This window comes from Streptomyces boninensis (assembly GCF_048572725.1).
Taxonomy (GTDB): Bacteria; Actinomycetota; Actinomycetes; order Streptomycetales; family Streptomycetaceae; genus Streptomyces; species Streptomyces boninensis.
The window spans coordinates 6,959,192-6,973,324 of sequence record NZ_CP183837.1; the positions used below are offsets into that span (position 1 = coordinate 6,959,192).

General features: G+C 71.4%; 14 protein-coding genes. 5 read left to right on the forward strand and 9 right to left on the reverse strand.

Annotated features, from left to right (window positions below; all coding sequences use genetic code 11):
• Window positions 1-91: 91 nt before the first annotated feature.
• Window positions 92-427 (forward strand): acyl carrier protein, encoded by a 336-nt coding sequence (locus ACNNMR_RS31845; protein ID WP_419998144.1) that lies wholly within the window; start codon window positions 92-94, stop codon window positions 425-427.
• On the forward strand, window positions 424-2,166 hold the full coding sequence (locus ACNNMR_RS31850) for an acyl-CoA dehydrogenase family protein (protein ID WP_419998145.1): 1,743 nt from the start codon (window positions 424-426) through the stop codon (window positions 2,164-2,166). Before ACNNMR_RS31845 ends, ACNNMR_RS31850 begins: the two co-directional genes overlap by 4 nt.
• Window positions 2,167-2,216: 50 nt before the next feature.
• On the opposite strand, the gene ACNNMR_RS31855 is transcribed toward ACNNMR_RS31850, so the two are convergent.
• The 9 genes from ACNNMR_RS31855 to ACNNMR_RS31895 form a co-directional block, all read right to left on the reverse strand.
• Window positions 2,217-3,644, reverse strand: coding sequence for a helix-turn-helix domain-containing protein (locus tag ACNNMR_RS31855; RefSeq protein WP_419998146.1), 1,428 nt, complete (start codon window positions 3,642-3,644; stop codon window positions 2,217-2,219).
• Between the two features lie 142 nt (window positions 3,645-3,786).
• Window positions 3,787-4,293 (reverse strand): YbaK/EbsC family protein, encoded by a 507-nt coding sequence (locus ACNNMR_RS31860; RefSeq protein WP_419998147.1) that lies wholly within the window; start codon window positions 4,291-4,293, stop codon window positions 3,787-3,789.
• Window positions 4,294-4,309: 16 nt separating this feature from the next.
• The gene (locus ACNNMR_RS31865) at window positions 4,310-5,797 is read right to left on the reverse strand and encodes an AMP-binding protein (protein WP_419998148.1); all 1,488 of its coding nucleotides are present in this window, start codon (window positions 5,795-5,797) and stop codon (window positions 4,310-4,312) included.
• Window positions 5,794-6,090, reverse strand: a complete 297-nt coding sequence (locus tag ACNNMR_RS31870) for an acyl carrier protein (protein WP_419998149.1) — start codon at window positions 6,088-6,090, stop codon at window positions 5,794-5,796. The genes ACNNMR_RS31865 and ACNNMR_RS31870 overlap by 4 nt, the downstream gene beginning before the upstream one ends.
• A gap of 9 nt (window positions 6,091-6,099) precedes the next feature.
• Window positions 6,100-7,116: a 3-oxoacyl-[acyl-carrier-protein] synthase III C-terminal domain-containing protein gene (locus ACNNMR_RS31875; protein WP_419998150.1), complete on the reverse strand. Its 1,017-nt coding sequence runs from the start codon at window positions 7,114-7,116 to the stop codon at window positions 6,100-6,102.
• Window position 7,117: 1 nt separating this feature from the next.
• Complete coding sequence (locus ACNNMR_RS31880) at window positions 7,118-8,431, reverse strand: amidase (RefSeq protein WP_419998151.1); 1,314 nt, start codon at window positions 8,429-8,431, stop codon at window positions 7,118-7,120.
• A gap of 12 nt (window positions 8,432-8,443) precedes the next feature.
• A complete protein-coding gene (locus ACNNMR_RS31885; protein ID WP_419998152.1) occupies window positions 8,444-9,067 on the reverse strand; it encodes a DUF1707 SHOCT-like domain-containing protein in 624 nt (207 codons plus the stop codon).
• Complete coding sequence (locus ACNNMR_RS31890) at window positions 9,064-10,386, reverse strand: MFS transporter (RefSeq protein WP_419998153.1); 1,323 nt, start codon at window positions 10,384-10,386, stop codon at window positions 9,064-9,066. The genes ACNNMR_RS31885 and ACNNMR_RS31890 overlap by 4 nt, the downstream gene beginning before the upstream one ends.
• A gap of 120 nt (window positions 10,387-10,506) precedes the next feature.
• Complete coding sequence (locus ACNNMR_RS31895) at window positions 10,507-11,502, reverse strand: helix-turn-helix transcriptional regulator (protein WP_419998154.1); 996 nt, start codon at window positions 11,500-11,502, stop codon at window positions 10,507-10,509.
• A gap of 230 nt (window positions 11,503-11,732) precedes the next feature.
• Here ACNNMR_RS31895 and ACNNMR_RS31900 point away from each other — a divergent pair, with 230 nt between their 5' ends.
• The 3 genes from ACNNMR_RS31900 (at window position 11,733) to ACNNMR_RS31910 (ending at window position 14,102) form a co-directional block, all read left to right on the forward strand.
• Window positions 11,733-12,389, forward strand: coding sequence for a helix-turn-helix domain-containing protein (locus tag ACNNMR_RS31900; protein WP_419998155.1), 657 nt, complete (start codon window positions 11,733-11,735; stop codon window positions 12,387-12,389).
• 158 nt (window positions 12,390-12,547) lie between these two features.
• Window positions 12,548-12,958, forward strand: coding sequence for a hypothetical protein (locus ACNNMR_RS31905; RefSeq protein ID WP_419998156.1), 411 nt, complete (start codon window positions 12,548-12,550; stop codon window positions 12,956-12,958).
• A 55-nt stretch (window positions 12,959-13,013) separates the two neighbouring features.
• Window positions 13,014-14,102 (forward strand): MAB_1171c family putative transporter, encoded by a 1,089-nt coding sequence (locus ACNNMR_RS31910; protein ID WP_420000550.1) that lies wholly within the window; start codon window positions 13,014-13,016, stop codon window positions 14,100-14,102.
• Window positions 14,103-14,133 lie beyond the last annotated feature (31 nt).

Consider the following 14,133-nt stretch of genomic DNA (forward strand, 5'->3'; position numbering starts at 1 on the left):
TGGGCGCCGGATGCGGGCCGCCGGGAGTTGCCGCGTGACTGCCGGGTCCATTGCCTGGGGTGCGAATTGCGGCCCTTTTAGCCTGCTGCGCATGACAAACACTTCTGCCGCCATTGAATCCGACGCCGTAGTCAGCGGAATGGTCAAGCTGATCGCACCGCGCAAGGTGGATGCAGTGGAACCCCAGCACCGCCTCATCGGCGACCTCGGATTTCACTCCCTGGTCCTGGCGGAGCTCGGTTACAACCTTGAAGAGGTGTACGGGCTGCGGGCGCTCAACCCCGAAGAGGCCATGAAGCTGCAGACCGTCGGCGACGTGATCGAGCTGGTCCGCACCGAGGCGTCCGCGGGCCGGGCCGAGCTGGCCGACAGCGAGACCGTCGCGGACGTCTTCGCCCGTTACGGCGCAGAGAGCCCGGTGCGGTGACCCGGCCGGCCTTCGAGCGCTCGGCCTTCGCGCTGGCCGCGGACCTGGACCGGGCGCTCGGCGACCCGGCCGCGGCCGGCGGCCCGTACAGCTTCGCCGACATCGTCGCGTACGAAGAGAAGGACGAACTGCCGCCGGACGCGGTGGCGCTGATCAGGAAGTGGGGCTTCGCCGAGCAGCTGGTGCCGGAGGAGTTCGGCGGCCGGCTGCGCAATCTTGAGCATCTCTTTCTGCTGACGCGCTCGCTTTCGCGTCGCAATCTCACCGTGGCGGTGATGTTCGGGTCCGCTTTGCTCGCCGTCAACCCGGTGTGGCTGTGGGGGAGCGAGGAGCAGCGCGCCAAGGTCGCCCGCGGCATCCTCTCCGGCGACCTGGCATGCTTCGCCGTCTCCGAGCCCGACCACGGCAGCGACCTGGGTACGAACGAGATGACGGCGGCGTGCGCCGACGGCGGCTATGTGCTCAACGGCGAGAAGTGGCCGGTCGGAAACGCCACCCGGGGCCGCTTCGTGACCGTATACGCGAATGTCGAAGGGGCCGGCTCCTCGCTGCTGCTCCTCGACAAGGAAGACCTGGACGCGGACAGCTTCGACAACCACCCCTTCGTCCGCACCCTGGGCCTGCGCGGCCACGACCTGAGCGGCATCACCTTCCGCGACACGAAGGTGCCCGCGGACGCGCTGCTCGGCCGCCCCGGCGGCGGGCTCGCCGAGGTGCTGCAGGCGCTGCAGATCACCCGTACGGCCATCGGCGCGCTGTCCATCGGCACCATGGACTCGGTGCTGCGCATCGCCCTGCGGCATGCGAGGGAGCGGGTGCTGTACGGGCAGGAGATCTACGCGATCCCGGTGATCCGCCGCCACCTGCTGCGCGGCTACCTCGACCTGCTGATCGCCGAGTGCACCGCCCTGCCGGTGGCGCGCTCGCTGACGCTCGCGCCGTCGCGGCTCAGCCTGTGGTCGTCCGTCGTCAAATACCTGGTGCCCACGATGGGCGAGGAGGTCGTCCAGGAGACGGCCCGGGTGCTCGGGGCGCGCAGCTTCCTGCGCGAGGGAGTGGCGCACGGCGCCTTCCAGAAGCTGCAGCGGGACCACGCCATCGCCAGCATTTTCGAGGGCACCACCCACGTCAATCTGCACGGCATCGCCTCTCAGCTGCCGGCCGTGGCCCGGCTGGCCGGGCAGCCGGCGCCGAAGGGGGAGACCCTGCTGCGCGAGCTCTTCAACTTCCGCGAGGAGGTGCCGGGCTGGCGCCCCACGGGCCGCGCGCTGCGGCTCACCAACGCCGTGGAGGACGAGATCACCCGCGGCTGGGAGCCGGCGGTCGCCGAGGCCGAGCGGCTGGCGGCGGAGCGGCTGCCCGCGGCGGAGGGCGCCGCGCTGAAGCAGGTGCTCGGCGCGCTGGGCGAGCGGCGGACGGCGCTCTACGCCCGCGTCGCCGACGAGGCCTTCGACGCCGTGTCCACCGAAGGACAGGACCTGGCCGCGGAGCACTGCGTCCACCACGCGGCAGCCTCCTGCCTGTACACCTGGCTGCACTCCTTCGGGCCCGCACAGCAGGCCACCTCGGCAGGCACGGGCTGGCTGGTGCTGGTCCTGCAGCGGCTGCTGCAGCGGCTCGACCCCGCGGCGGAGCTCGACGAGTCGCTGCTGCCGTGGCTGGAGAAGCAGATCCTCGCCAGCCTCGACGGCCCGGAGCACTTCTCGCTCCGGACCGTGGCAGGCGCGGCCGGCGAATAGTCCGGTGAGCCCGTGGCCCGTGCCCGGCAGCTGCCGCCCGGTGGCGGCTGTCAGGCGCGGGTCATCACCGCGGGGCGGTGCACGCCGGGCAGGTGGACGCCGGTCAGCGGTGCGTCGATCCGATGCGTCTCGGGCCGGGAGCGGCGCAGGCTGATCGTGGTCGGGGTCTCGTCGGTACGGGCGAGGACGAAGTGCCTGACGAGCGCGTGAATGCTGTAGTCGTAATGGTCGTCGCGGTGGATCTGGACCAGCGACGCGTCGGCGAGCTCCGCCAGCAGGTGCGCGATGCGCGGCGTCCTGGACGGGTCGCCGGAGTGCTGCACGGCCAGGACGTCCTCGAGGGAGAAGGACTTGGGGAGGTTGACCAGCCGGTGCAGCAGCGCGCGGTGCGGCGGCGGCAGCAGATCGTAACTCCAGCGGACGCTGTCGGACAGCGTGCGGTGCCGGGACAGGTCGCCGGCGTCCACGCGGTCGAGGAGGTGCAGCAGCGTCCGCTCGTGGAGCAGCGAGGTGAGCGGCAGCGACCTGAGCCGCTGGGCGGCGATCTCGATGGCGAGCGGGATGCCGTCGAGCAGCCCGCAGAGCCGGCTGACCTGCGGCAGATGGCTACTGAGGTCGAGCGTGGGCAGGGTGGACTGGAGGCGGCGCAGCAGCAGTTCGACCGCGCCGGGCAGCTCCTGGCCGTCGTCGCCTGCCAGTTCGGTGCGCAGCGGCTCGACCTCCCAGGTCTCGGCGGTGCCCATGGCGAGGGTCCGGCGGGACGTGGCGATGATGTGCAGCCGCGGGTTCGCGTCCAGCAGGCCGCGGGCGGCCCAGGCCACCTCCTGGGGGACATGCTCGGCGCCGTCGAGGATGAGCAGCTGCTTGGCCGTGCCGGAGTCGGTGGTCTCCGGCGCCATGGCGCCGGCCGACTTCGCGGTGATACGGGTCAGATGGGCCGCGGCGCGCTGCTGGTTCAGATGCTCCGGCGGGCAGTCGTGCAGCGGTGTGACCTCGACGCCGCCGGGGAACAGCGGCAGCAGCCGCTCGGCCACGGCCAGCGCGAGCCGCGTCTTGCCGACCCCGGCGGGGCCGGTGAGCAGCACGAACCGGCTGCGCTGCACGGCGGTGAGCAGATGCCGCACATCATGCTGCCGGCCCACGAGCTGGTCCGCCGCGGGCCGCGGGCCCTGCCACTGCGGCCCGCCCGCGCCGCCCGGCTTCGGGCTCTCGGCGGGCCAGCCGCCGAGCGGGACCCGCGGCCCTGGGCGCGTGGGGACGGAGGTGCCGAATGCGTTGAGCAGCAAATTCACCGACGTGCGGCGCGGGTTGGTGTTGACCCCCGTCTCCAGGTTACGGATCGTCCGGACGCTGACGCCGGATTTCTCGGAGAGTTCTTCTTGTGTCCACCCGGCCGATCTTCGCTGGTGAATTAGATATTCGCGGAGACTGTGAATGTCCATCCCATTGAAATGAAACGATTCGCTCTGGAGCCGCATTCGTTAATCCCCCATGAAGGCAGTGCGTGACGACTGCGTGTTCGATCGAACGCTGCTCCACCAGGATATCCGGAACCAACTCGAAGGCAATGGCAGGAAGTTTCGGCTGGCAGCTTAGTGACAGCCTTCACAAACCAGTATTTTACGGCTCGGTAATAACGGCGACGGTCGGCTGCGTCAGCGACCGGTAGTCCTCGCTGTGCAGGGCCACGGAGAGGTCGAGTCGGGCGGCATTGAAGTACAACACCGGTTCCTGAAAAAGGGCAGGGTCCGCCAGCACCTCGATCCCGCTCTGCAGCGACACCGGGATGATGCTGCCGCTCACGCTGCCCGCCAGCCGCTCGGCCAGCGCGCGTTCGGTGAAGCGGGCCTTGCGCCCGCCGCACAGCCGGGCCACCCCGGCCAGGTCCACCCGCCGGTCGCCGGGGATGACGGCGAGGACGTGCCGCTGTGGTGCGTCGCCGCCCCGTACCGTGATCACCAGGGACTTGGCGGCGGCGGAGAGCCGGTGCCCGCGGAGCTCGCTGGCGCGGGCGGTCTGGCCCTCCACCGCGTGCTCAAGTAGCCGGTAGCGGGCGCCGGAGGCGTCGAGCAGGCGCAGCAGCCGTTCTGACAGCGAGGTCGCGGTCGGGGCAGGGGCCTGGTGCATGGCTGGTTTCTTCCTCTCAGCGGGCGCCGGAGGCCAGCAGGCGCTCCTTGACCCGGCTCCGGTCGATCTTGCCCGACGACGTCTTGGGGAGTGGCTCGGTGACCAGGTCGTACGTGGTGGGGATGGCAGCGCGGACCGTGTGCCGGGCGCAATGGCTGCGCAGCGCCAGGCTGTTCGCCGCGTCCGGCGCGGTGAGCCGGAGGGACGCGTGCAGCCGGTTGCCCGCGACCGGGTCCGGCAGGGCGACGACCGCGGCCTCGGTGACGGCGGGGTGCCGCAGCAGGATCTGCTCCACGCTCTGCGTGCTGATCCGCTGCCCGAGCACCTTCACCATGAAGTCGGTCCGGCCGAGCACGGTGACCGTGCCGTCCGCGGCCCGCTCCACCAGGTCGCCGGTCCGGTAGTACGGGAGGCCGGGCACGCCGTCGCGGTGCGGGCCGAAGCGCAGGCTGTCGGCCGTCCCCAGGTAACCGCGGGTCTGGAAAGGGGTGTTGACCAGCAGCTCACCCTGCCCGGCGGAGACCGCCCGCCCGTCGGCGCCCTCGATCAGCCAGGACACCCCCGGCAGCGGCGTCCCGATCGGCAGCGGGGCGCGGACCGGGCGGGTGCGGTCCACCTCGTACAGGAAGCTGTTGTTGGTCTCCGTACAGCCGTAGTTGTTGTACCAGCGGGCCCCGGGGAAGACCGCGGGCAGCGGTCCGAGGACCCGGTCGGGGAAGCTTTCGCCGCCGAAGACGAGGTGCTCGGGCGCCGGGAGCGGGCCGGCGTCCGCGGCGGCCTCGGTGAGCAGCTGGAAGAGCAGGGGGACGCCCTGGATGAGGCTGACCTGGTGGTCCGAGACCAGGCTGTGCAGGTACGCCGGGCCGGCCGCGCGGTCGGGGTCGGCCAGGACGACGGTGCCGCCGGCGGCGAGCGTCGTCCACACTTCCAGCATGCTCAGGTCGAAGTTGAGCGGCGCGTAGCTGAGCACGCGGGTGCCGGCGCCGAGGGCGAAGGCCTCCGTCCCCCAGGCGGTGAACCGTGCGACCGCGGCGGTCCCGAGCGGGACGATCTTCGGGAGGCCGGTGGATCCCGATGTCGTCAGCATGAAGCCGATAGCCTCGTCGGCCACGGCCGCAGGCGGCCTGTGCCCCGCTTCCGTACGGTCGACATCCACGACGCGGTCGACCAGCGGGCCGTCCGCCACGCCGAGCACCACCTCGCAGCCCGCCCGCCGGTAGAGGGTCTGCAGCGGCTCGCGGGGGAGTTCATGGGAGGGCAGCAGGAAGGACCGTCCGGCGAGCAGGCAGCCCAGGACCAGCGCCACGGCTTCGGGCGACTTCTTCACGAACAGCCCCGCGGGGCGGGCCGGGTCCGGCACCGCCGCCTCGACCTGGGCGCGGGCGCATACGGCCATGGTGTGCAGCTCGCCGTAGCTGATGTGCCGGTCCGCCCAGATCAGCGCCGTGGCCGCGGGCCGGGCCGCGGCGTGCGCGGCGAAGGACTCCGCCAGGGACGCGGTCATGCGGCGCCACCAGCTCGCAGCGCGGTCGCGCAAATGGCCTGCACCGTGCCGAAGCTGGCGGTGGTCAGCTCGGCGTCCGCGACCCGGATGCCGTGCTCCTTCTCCAGCCAGGCGGCCACCTGCAGCACGCCCAGGCTGTCGATCACGGCGGTGCCGATCAGGTCGTACTCGGCGCCGAGCTCGTCGGCGGACACTCCCGGCAGGAAGCGCTCGCAGATGAAACCCGCGACCTCCTGCGCGCTGACGGACGCCACCGCACGAGGTGCGGTCCCGGCAGCAGAATTCCTGGTCATCGCTCTTCCTCACACTTCGATCAGGGTGCACATCCAGTGCATGCCGGGCGCCGCCACCCCGGCCAGGGCCACCAGCTGCCCGTCCGTGAGCTCGCCGGCCTCGACGTGCCGCCACAGGGAGACCAGCTGGTCCGCGGCGCCGAGGTGGCCGAGGCCGCGGGCGAGCGCGGCGTTGCTGCGGTCCGGGGGCAGGCCGAGGGCCTCGGCCGCCTCGTGGATCGCCTTCTGGTTGTCGTTGATGTAGATCAGCCGGGCGAGGTCCGCGCGCTTCCGCCCGGCCCGGGTCAGCGCCAGATCCACCACGTGCGCGAGGCGTCCGCGGATCTCCTCCTCGAACTCCTCGAAGCGCTGCGGATCGCGGTTGAAGTAGTGGTAGATCGCGATCTTGGGGTCCAGCTCCCGGTTGCCGGCGCCCGTGGGTGCCACCGGTGCGGCGGAGCCGCCGTACTCGATGCGGAAGAAGTCGGCGTACTCGGGGTTGGTGACCTGCGCGGACGCCAGCCGCCGCAGCCGCGGGTGGCCGCGGCGCAGGACCGCGGCGGCCGCGCCGTCGCTGGCGACCGTGGCGTTGAAGTCCATCCGGTTCGAATGCGCGTCGCTGACCGCGTTGACCAGGACCAGCAGGACGGTCTCCATGCCGGGGTCGAGCGCCATCGCGCCCGCGGCATGATCGAGCGCGGGCGCCCAGGCGGCACACGACTGCGTGAAGAGGACGGTCGGGATGTCCCGCGCGCCCAGCTCCCGGGCGACCGCGGCCGACGGGTCCCAGCCGAGGTACTCCGGCATGTCGGAGTTCCCCACCACGATCAGGTCGACGCCGTCGATGCCGATCCCGGCCTCCTGGAGCGCCTGCCCGGCGGCGCGGCCCGCGAGGGCGGTCGCGGTGTCGCCGCGCTTGAGCCGGTGGTACGACTCGTAGCCCATGCGCAGCGCGGCGGCCGGTTCGAGGCCGTACTCGTGCGCGGTCTGAGCCACGTCGAGCCGCTCGCCGAAGGCCGTACCCACGGCGGCGATGCCCATCTCCATGTCAGGCACCTTCCGTTACGCCGGCGGACAGCGCCCGCTCCAGCCCGGCCGCCCAGCCCAGCAGGCTCTCGTCGGCCCCGTGGCGGCCCGCGAACTGCATCCCCAGCGGCAGCCCGCCCTTCGAGCGTCCGGCCGGGATGGTCAGGGACGGCAGCCCTGCGGCGGACCAGGGCAGCGACATGACCGAGTCGCCGGCGCTCGCGAGGCCGTGCGGCGCGGGCCCGGTCGCGGCCGGCGCGATCCACAGGTCGATGCCGTGGTCGTCGGTCGTATCGGCGAGGCGGGTGCAGAAGTCGCCCCGCGACCGCAGGGCGCCCGCGTAGTCGGACGCCTGAGCGCGCTGCCCCTGCCGGATCGCCTCCGCGGTCCGGTCGTCGTAGCGGTCAGCGAAGCGCGCGAACCAGGTGTCGTGGGACCGGGCGAGCTCGTAGAGGTTGACGACGAACAGGTCGAAGGACTCCCGCTCGAAGTCCTCGAAGACGGGCACCCGCTTGATGGCGTAGCCGGCCGCGTGCAGCCGCCCGACCTGCTCCTCGAAGGCGGCGAGCGCCTCGGCCTCCGTAAACGCCAGATACGGGCCCTCGGGTATGCCGAGCACCGGGCGGCTTTCCGGCGCTGCGGCTTCCGCCCAGTCGTCGCACAGGACCCCGGCGGCCAGCGCCGCGTCCGCGACGGTGGCGGTGAAGACGCCGAGGGTGTCGTACGAGGGGGACACCGGCAGCACCCCGTCCATCGGGATGCGCCCGTGGGTCGGCTTGAAGCCGACGACGCCGCAGTACGCGGCGGGCCGGATCAGCGAGGCGATCGTCTGCGTGCCGATGGCGAGGGGCACGAGCCCGGCCGCCACCGCCGCGGCCGAGCCGCTGCTCGACCCGCCCGGCGTGTGCTCCAGGTGATGCGGATTGCGGGTCGGTCCCGGCGCGGCGACGGCGAACTCGGCCGTGACCGTCTTGCCGCCGATGATCGCGCCCGCGTCGAGCAGCCGGTTCACGACGGCCGCCTGCGGACCGGCCAGCTCGGCGGTGGGCAGCGTCGAACCGGCCTTGGTGAGCAGGCCGTTCACGTGAATGATGTCCTTGATCCCGACGAGGATCCCGGGCAGCGGCAGCGGTCCCTGGGGGGCGCTGCCCACCCGCTCCCGGACCGCGGCCCGTACCCGATCCGCACGACGGGGCTCGATGACGAAGGCCTCGATCGTGTCGTCCACCGTCGCGATGCGGTCCAGGGCCTGCTCCACGTAATCGTGCACCTCGACCGTGCCGACCAGCTCCCCGGCCAGGCCGGCCAGCGATACGGGGCGTACCAGCTCTTCCATGGCTTCCTCCTCCTATCGCCGCGCGTGCTGACCCATGGGTCTGACCTTGGTGACCACCGCGCCGAACATCGCGATGCCCTTGATGACGACCCGCGGCGTGCCCGCCCTGCCGGTCTTGCGGGCGCCGCGGCGGCCGAACGCGCCGAACAGCCCAAAGCCCTTCACCTCGACCTCGATGTCATCGGGCACGACGATCTCCGTGCCGCCCCACAGCGCGACCGCCAGGATCTCCGTATCCCCGGTGCTGAAGCGGGCCTCGCTCAGATCGAGGGTGCCGCCGCCCCACATGGACCAGGCGGTGAACTTGGGCGGCACGACCCACTCGCCCTTGCGCTCGAAGCCGCCGAACATGCCGAGCGCGAACCGGGAGGTGGGCGCGCGGTCCACCACGAGCTCGTCCCTGAGCCCGGGTTCCGGCAGGCCGCGGGCGGCGGTGGCGAGTTCCCCGTGCGTCCTGGCCGCGTAGACGGCGGAGATACGGGAGTCCAGCTCGCTCAGCTCCAGCCGGCCGTCGGCGGCCGCGGCTCTGATGCGCTCGGCGACGCGGTTGCGGTCGTCGTCGGAGGCGCGTAACTCCGGCGCGCGATCGGGCGGCCGCGGCTTGCTGGGCTCGGGGGGCGGCCACTGTCCGCTCATGAGACCTCTTTTCTTACGCGTGGTTCCGCTCTGCGTTCGGGGGCGGCGGGGCTGAGCTCCTGCACGTCGTTCAGCGGCTGCCGCAGCAGGCTGAGCTGCCGCCGGGCGCCGTGCAGGGACAGCGCCAGCACGCCCATCACGCCGGCGAGGATCAGCGTCGCCGTATGCACGCCCGCCGCGTCGGCGAGCCAGCCCGCGCCTACGGGGCCGATCCACTGCACGGACTGCATGCAGAACCGGCTGGTGGCGGCGACCCGGCCGAGGAAGGCGTCGGGTACGAGCCGCACTTGGTAGGCCTCGATGACCACGTTCAGCGGCACCATGCTGGTCATCGCGACCAGCATCACGAGGCCGATCTGCCAGGGCCGCGGCGCCCACACGGCCGCGGCGAAGCAGGCCACGAAGAGCCAGGCGGCGAGCAGCATCACCGGACGCGCGCCGATCCGCCGCATCAGCGTGGGCGCGACGACGGAGCCGAGGAGGCCGCCGGCCAGCGCGAGCGACGTGGCGGTGCCGACGTCGGTGGGCCCGCCGCCGCGCTCCTGCACCAGGACGACGAAGAGCAGCGTGAAGCCCTCGGTGACGACATTGAGGACGGCGCCCCACACGATGGTGAAGACGAGGTAGTCGCTGCGCCGGATCAGCCGCACGCCGTCGGCGAGTTCGGCGAACAGCGGGGCACGCGGTCCGGCGTCCGGGTCGCGGTCGGGGCCCAGCGGCCGCCGGATCAGCAGCGAGGCGATGGAGACGAAGAGATACGACACCGCGTCGAAGGCGAAGGGCATCCACCTGGTCACCGAGTACAGCAGCCCGCCCAGCGGCGCGCCCATCAGCTGCGCGACCATGTCGCGCCCCATGCCCTGAGCCGTGGCGGTGGCGACCTGCTCCTTGGGCACGATGCGGCGCAGCGCCGGGAGCGTCACCCCGGTACGTATCCCCGCGGCGAGCCCGCCGGTCAGGGCCAGCGCGTCGAGCGCCAGGATCCACGGATCGCCGCGCAGCACCAGCACGGCGATCGCGGTCATGGCCGCGGACTGGATGAGCGGCCCGGTCACCATGAGCGCGCGGCGCGAGACCCGGTCGGCGAGCGCCCCGCCGATCGGCAGGGTGATCAGCATGCCGACCATGTGGCAGGCCGAGAGGATGCCGGCCTGGGCGGCGGAGCCGGTGGTGTGGAGGATGAGCAGGGGGAACGCGAGGGCGGAGACGCTGGTGCCGAGCGTGGATACGCCGTTGCCCGTCCACCAGTACATATAGTCGAGATTGCGCCACAGCGAGGGCGGCGGCCCGGCGTCCTCCGTGCGTCCCGTGTGCCCCATACCCGTCCCTGCTGGTCGTCGGCCGGCGTTGCGTATCCGTCCGTGAGCCTGGTCGACGCGGTACGGGCCCGACCAGGCATCACACCGGCAACTCGGGGGCGGGCGGCTTGCCGCCGGCGCTCAGACCCAGCCGCGCTTGGCCGCCCAGTAGCCGACCGCGAAGCGGCTCTCGGCGCCCAGGCGGGTGGAGAGGTCGGCGACCATGCGGCGGACGGTGCGCAGCGAGACGCCGAGGCGGCGGCGCGCGGCCTCGTCGGTCAGGCCGCGGGACAGCAGCTTCAGCAGCTCGCTCTCCTGCGGGGTGAGGCCGTTGGTGTCCTTGTACGTCTCGGCGCCCAGCGGCGACGCGTCCTCCCAGATGCCCTCGAAAAGCGCGGTCAGCGCGCCGACGACGCCGGGGGCGGTGATCTCCATGACGGTGTTGCACGGGTCGTCGGGGTCGCCGGGGAGCAGCGCGAGGCTGCGGTCGACCAGGAGCATGTGGGCGGGCAGCGAGGGCACGGTACGGACCCGGATGCCGAGTTCACCGAACCGGGCCAGGCCTCGCGGGGTGCGGCTGTCGCCACGCACGCTATCCGTGTAGACCGCGCGGCCGACGATGCCCCTTCGGCCTACGCGCAGCCCCAGTGACCAGGTCGTACGCAGCCAGGTCGCGTTGGCGTTGCCGGCCGGTACGAAGGCCAGCCACTCGTGCTCCGCGGTGTCGGCCAGCTCCTGCAGCCGGTCGATCACCGAGGCGTGCCCGACCACGAACTTGCCGCTGACGGAGAGACCGTCGGGATGATCCTTGGCGAACTGGTCGAGGAGGCCATTGACCGCGGCGCGATCTTCCTCGAATTCCCGCAGCCGCTCGTCGATACCGGAAATCTGCCGCAGCAGCAGGCTGTTCAGGGCGAGCTGCGGGTCGACCAGGCGGCCGAGCCCTTCACCGTCGGGGCGGAGCAGGTCGAGCAGTTCCAGTTGGTCCAGGGAACCCTTCAGATCGGCTTCCGGAAGATCGAGTTGGGCTGCCAGTTCAGTGATCGACTGAACCCTGGAGCTGACCATCTGCCGGTAGACAGCGGCGGTCACATCGTCGAATCCCAGTCTTTCCAGTGCGTTCTCTTTGATCCGCATCAGGTCAAGATCTCCCAACTCAAGCCCCGACCTAGGGAGTTGTCGAATTCGTCTGAATGCTCTCTGGTCGCGCTCCCGGTGTCAACTATTGGTGGCAGCCAGGGGGGCAGAGGGTGATCAATGCAGGTCAGGGCCATGTTGAACGTTGTTCGGTCACCATAGGTGCCACTTTTCTTCGGTCTGCGTACACTCTCGGCACAGCAACGCGTCGCTGATATGAGGTGGCCTGCATGGATGGCAGCACTGAAGGCCTGGCGCAGCGGGTGGCCGAGCGGCTGAACTTCGTGTTCGAAGCCGTGGTCCCGGCGGCGCTCGGGCGGCCGTGGAGCAACCGGGAGGTGTCCGCGGCCACGGGCGTCGGCGTCAGCCGGATCGCCGCGCTGCGCCGGGGCAAGCCGGTGGAGCCGGTCGAGCGGGACGCCTCGTACGCATACATCACGGCCCGCTTCACCGACCGGCTGAACCACGCCATGGCGCGGCGCGGCGGCGAGGAGGACCGGCCGGCGTCGATGCGGGCCATCGCGCGCGAGGCCGGCATGTCGTCCACGTACCTGGACAAGCTCATGGACGGCAGGAGCCAGCCGACGCTGGCGAAGCTGGCGCCGCTGGCCGCCTATCTCGGCGTCGACATCGACTACTTCACCGCGGACGACCTCGGGGCGATCGCCCGGCACTTCGGCGTCCGCAGGGAGGCGCTGACCTACGAGGCGGACTCGCCGGTGGTGGTGGAGCTGTACGACACGCTCAACGCGCTGGCGGCGTACCGGCGGCTGGCGCAGAGCCCCGGCGGCATGCAGCTCGCCTTCCGGGTGGCCGAGCTGTCCGAGGGGGAGGCGGAGCGGGTGGCGGCCACCGTGGAGCACTTGCTGGGGGAGCCGCCCGGTTGACAGCGCCGGTTAGGCTCAGTCCCGACCAATGGCAAGCTGTGCGCGGCCTTCTTTCGGGGGTATAAGTGCGATTCGGCAGGGAGCGGCGAAGAGCCGTCAGACTCGTTCGGCAGCTGGACCTTCCGCGCGATCCGCAGCCACCGGACATCGTCGCGGCGGTGGCGAAGTCCACCGGCCGCGAGATATCCGTGCGTTATCAGTCTCTTCCCCCTGAGCTCACCGGATTCTGCGCCCAGTTGTCCGGCCGCAGCGTCATCGTCGTATCCACCGACGCGTCTCCGCTTAACCGAATCCTCATCTGCTGCCATGAGTTAGTTCATATTTGGCGCGGGCATACGCCCACCGACGGCGGCCTGATGGACACCGCCATGCTGCAGCGGCTGCTCCCCGGCATCGACCCGGCCGTGGCCCGCACCGTCCTCATGCGGCGCTCGCACTACCAGCCCAAGCAGGAGCGGGAGGCCGAGGTGCTGGCGACCCAGCTGGTCTCCTGCATGGACCTCCGCAGCGAGCGCACGGACGACCGTGCCCTGCGGAGCGCACTGACGCATCGCCGGTGGGGGGTGTAGGACCGTCCGGCTGCTGGATGCGTTCTATCTGGTTCTTTACGGGTGCCTGGCCTGCATTTCCGTCGTCGTGGCGGCGCTCAAGGTGGCGGCCGCGCGTCATGATCCGGCGTCTTCGCTGCGCTTCGTCGCGGCCAGCGCCGTTTTCAGCGCCAGCTCCATCATTGCCATGCACCCGGCCACGTATTGGTGGATAGGCGAGATCTTCGGTTTTCCCGACGCGGGCATGCTGCTGATGTATCTGTGCAGCTATCTGTTTGCCGTGCTGCTGCATCTGTTGATGCATTCCTGGGATGCGTCCACGGCCGAGAATGCCAGGATCATCGCCGCTTATACGGTCACGGGCGTGGCGCTGATCGGGCTGTTCTTCCTGGTGCAGCCCGCGCTGCTCAACCATGCGTCGATGACTCCCTCGGTGACGGCGGACAATCTGGCCGTGGTCGCCTTCCCGGTCGCCGCCTGGGCGGCGATCGCGGTGCCGCTGCTGGCCGCGGCCGCACAGTGCCGGCGGGTCGTCGCCCCCGGCGCGTCGATGTCCGCGGACGTACGGCGCGGGGTGAACGCCATCCGCTGGGGCTGCCTGCTGCTCGGCTACGCCGACCTGCTCAGCGCCGGGCTGCTGTGCTTCCGCAAGATGGTCTCCCCGACCTGGGTGGGGGCGGGCCTGGTCCTGCAACTGGGCGCGGCGGCCGGGGTGTCCCTCGTGCACTACGGATATCTCAGCCCGGCCTGGCGGGCCTGGCAGCGGGAGCGCCGCGACTTCCGGCGGCTGCGGCCGCTGTGGGAATTGGTCGTGCGGCAGGCCGAGCTGAGCTCGGCGCTGAATCCGCCGGGGCCGCTCACCGAACGGTTCGCCCTCAACGTACGGAAGTGGCATTTGCCGCGCCGGGTGATGGAGATATCCGATTCCCTGCACGCGCTGCAGCCCTGGATGGCCCCGCGGGAAAGCGAACAGGCCGCCTCGGACCCGGGCGTCGTCGCCAGGCGCACGGCGGTGATGGTGATGGACGCCCTCGCCCGGAAGGAGTGCGGCGGCCGGCCGCCGCGGATGCTGTCGGGCAACCCGTCGGCCGGGGTCGGGGCCGATCAGGAGCGGCTGCACCTGGTGATGGTCGCGGAGGAGCTGCGGAAGCTGACCGGCAAATAGCCCGGGTGGTGACGGCAGGAGCGGCAAGTTA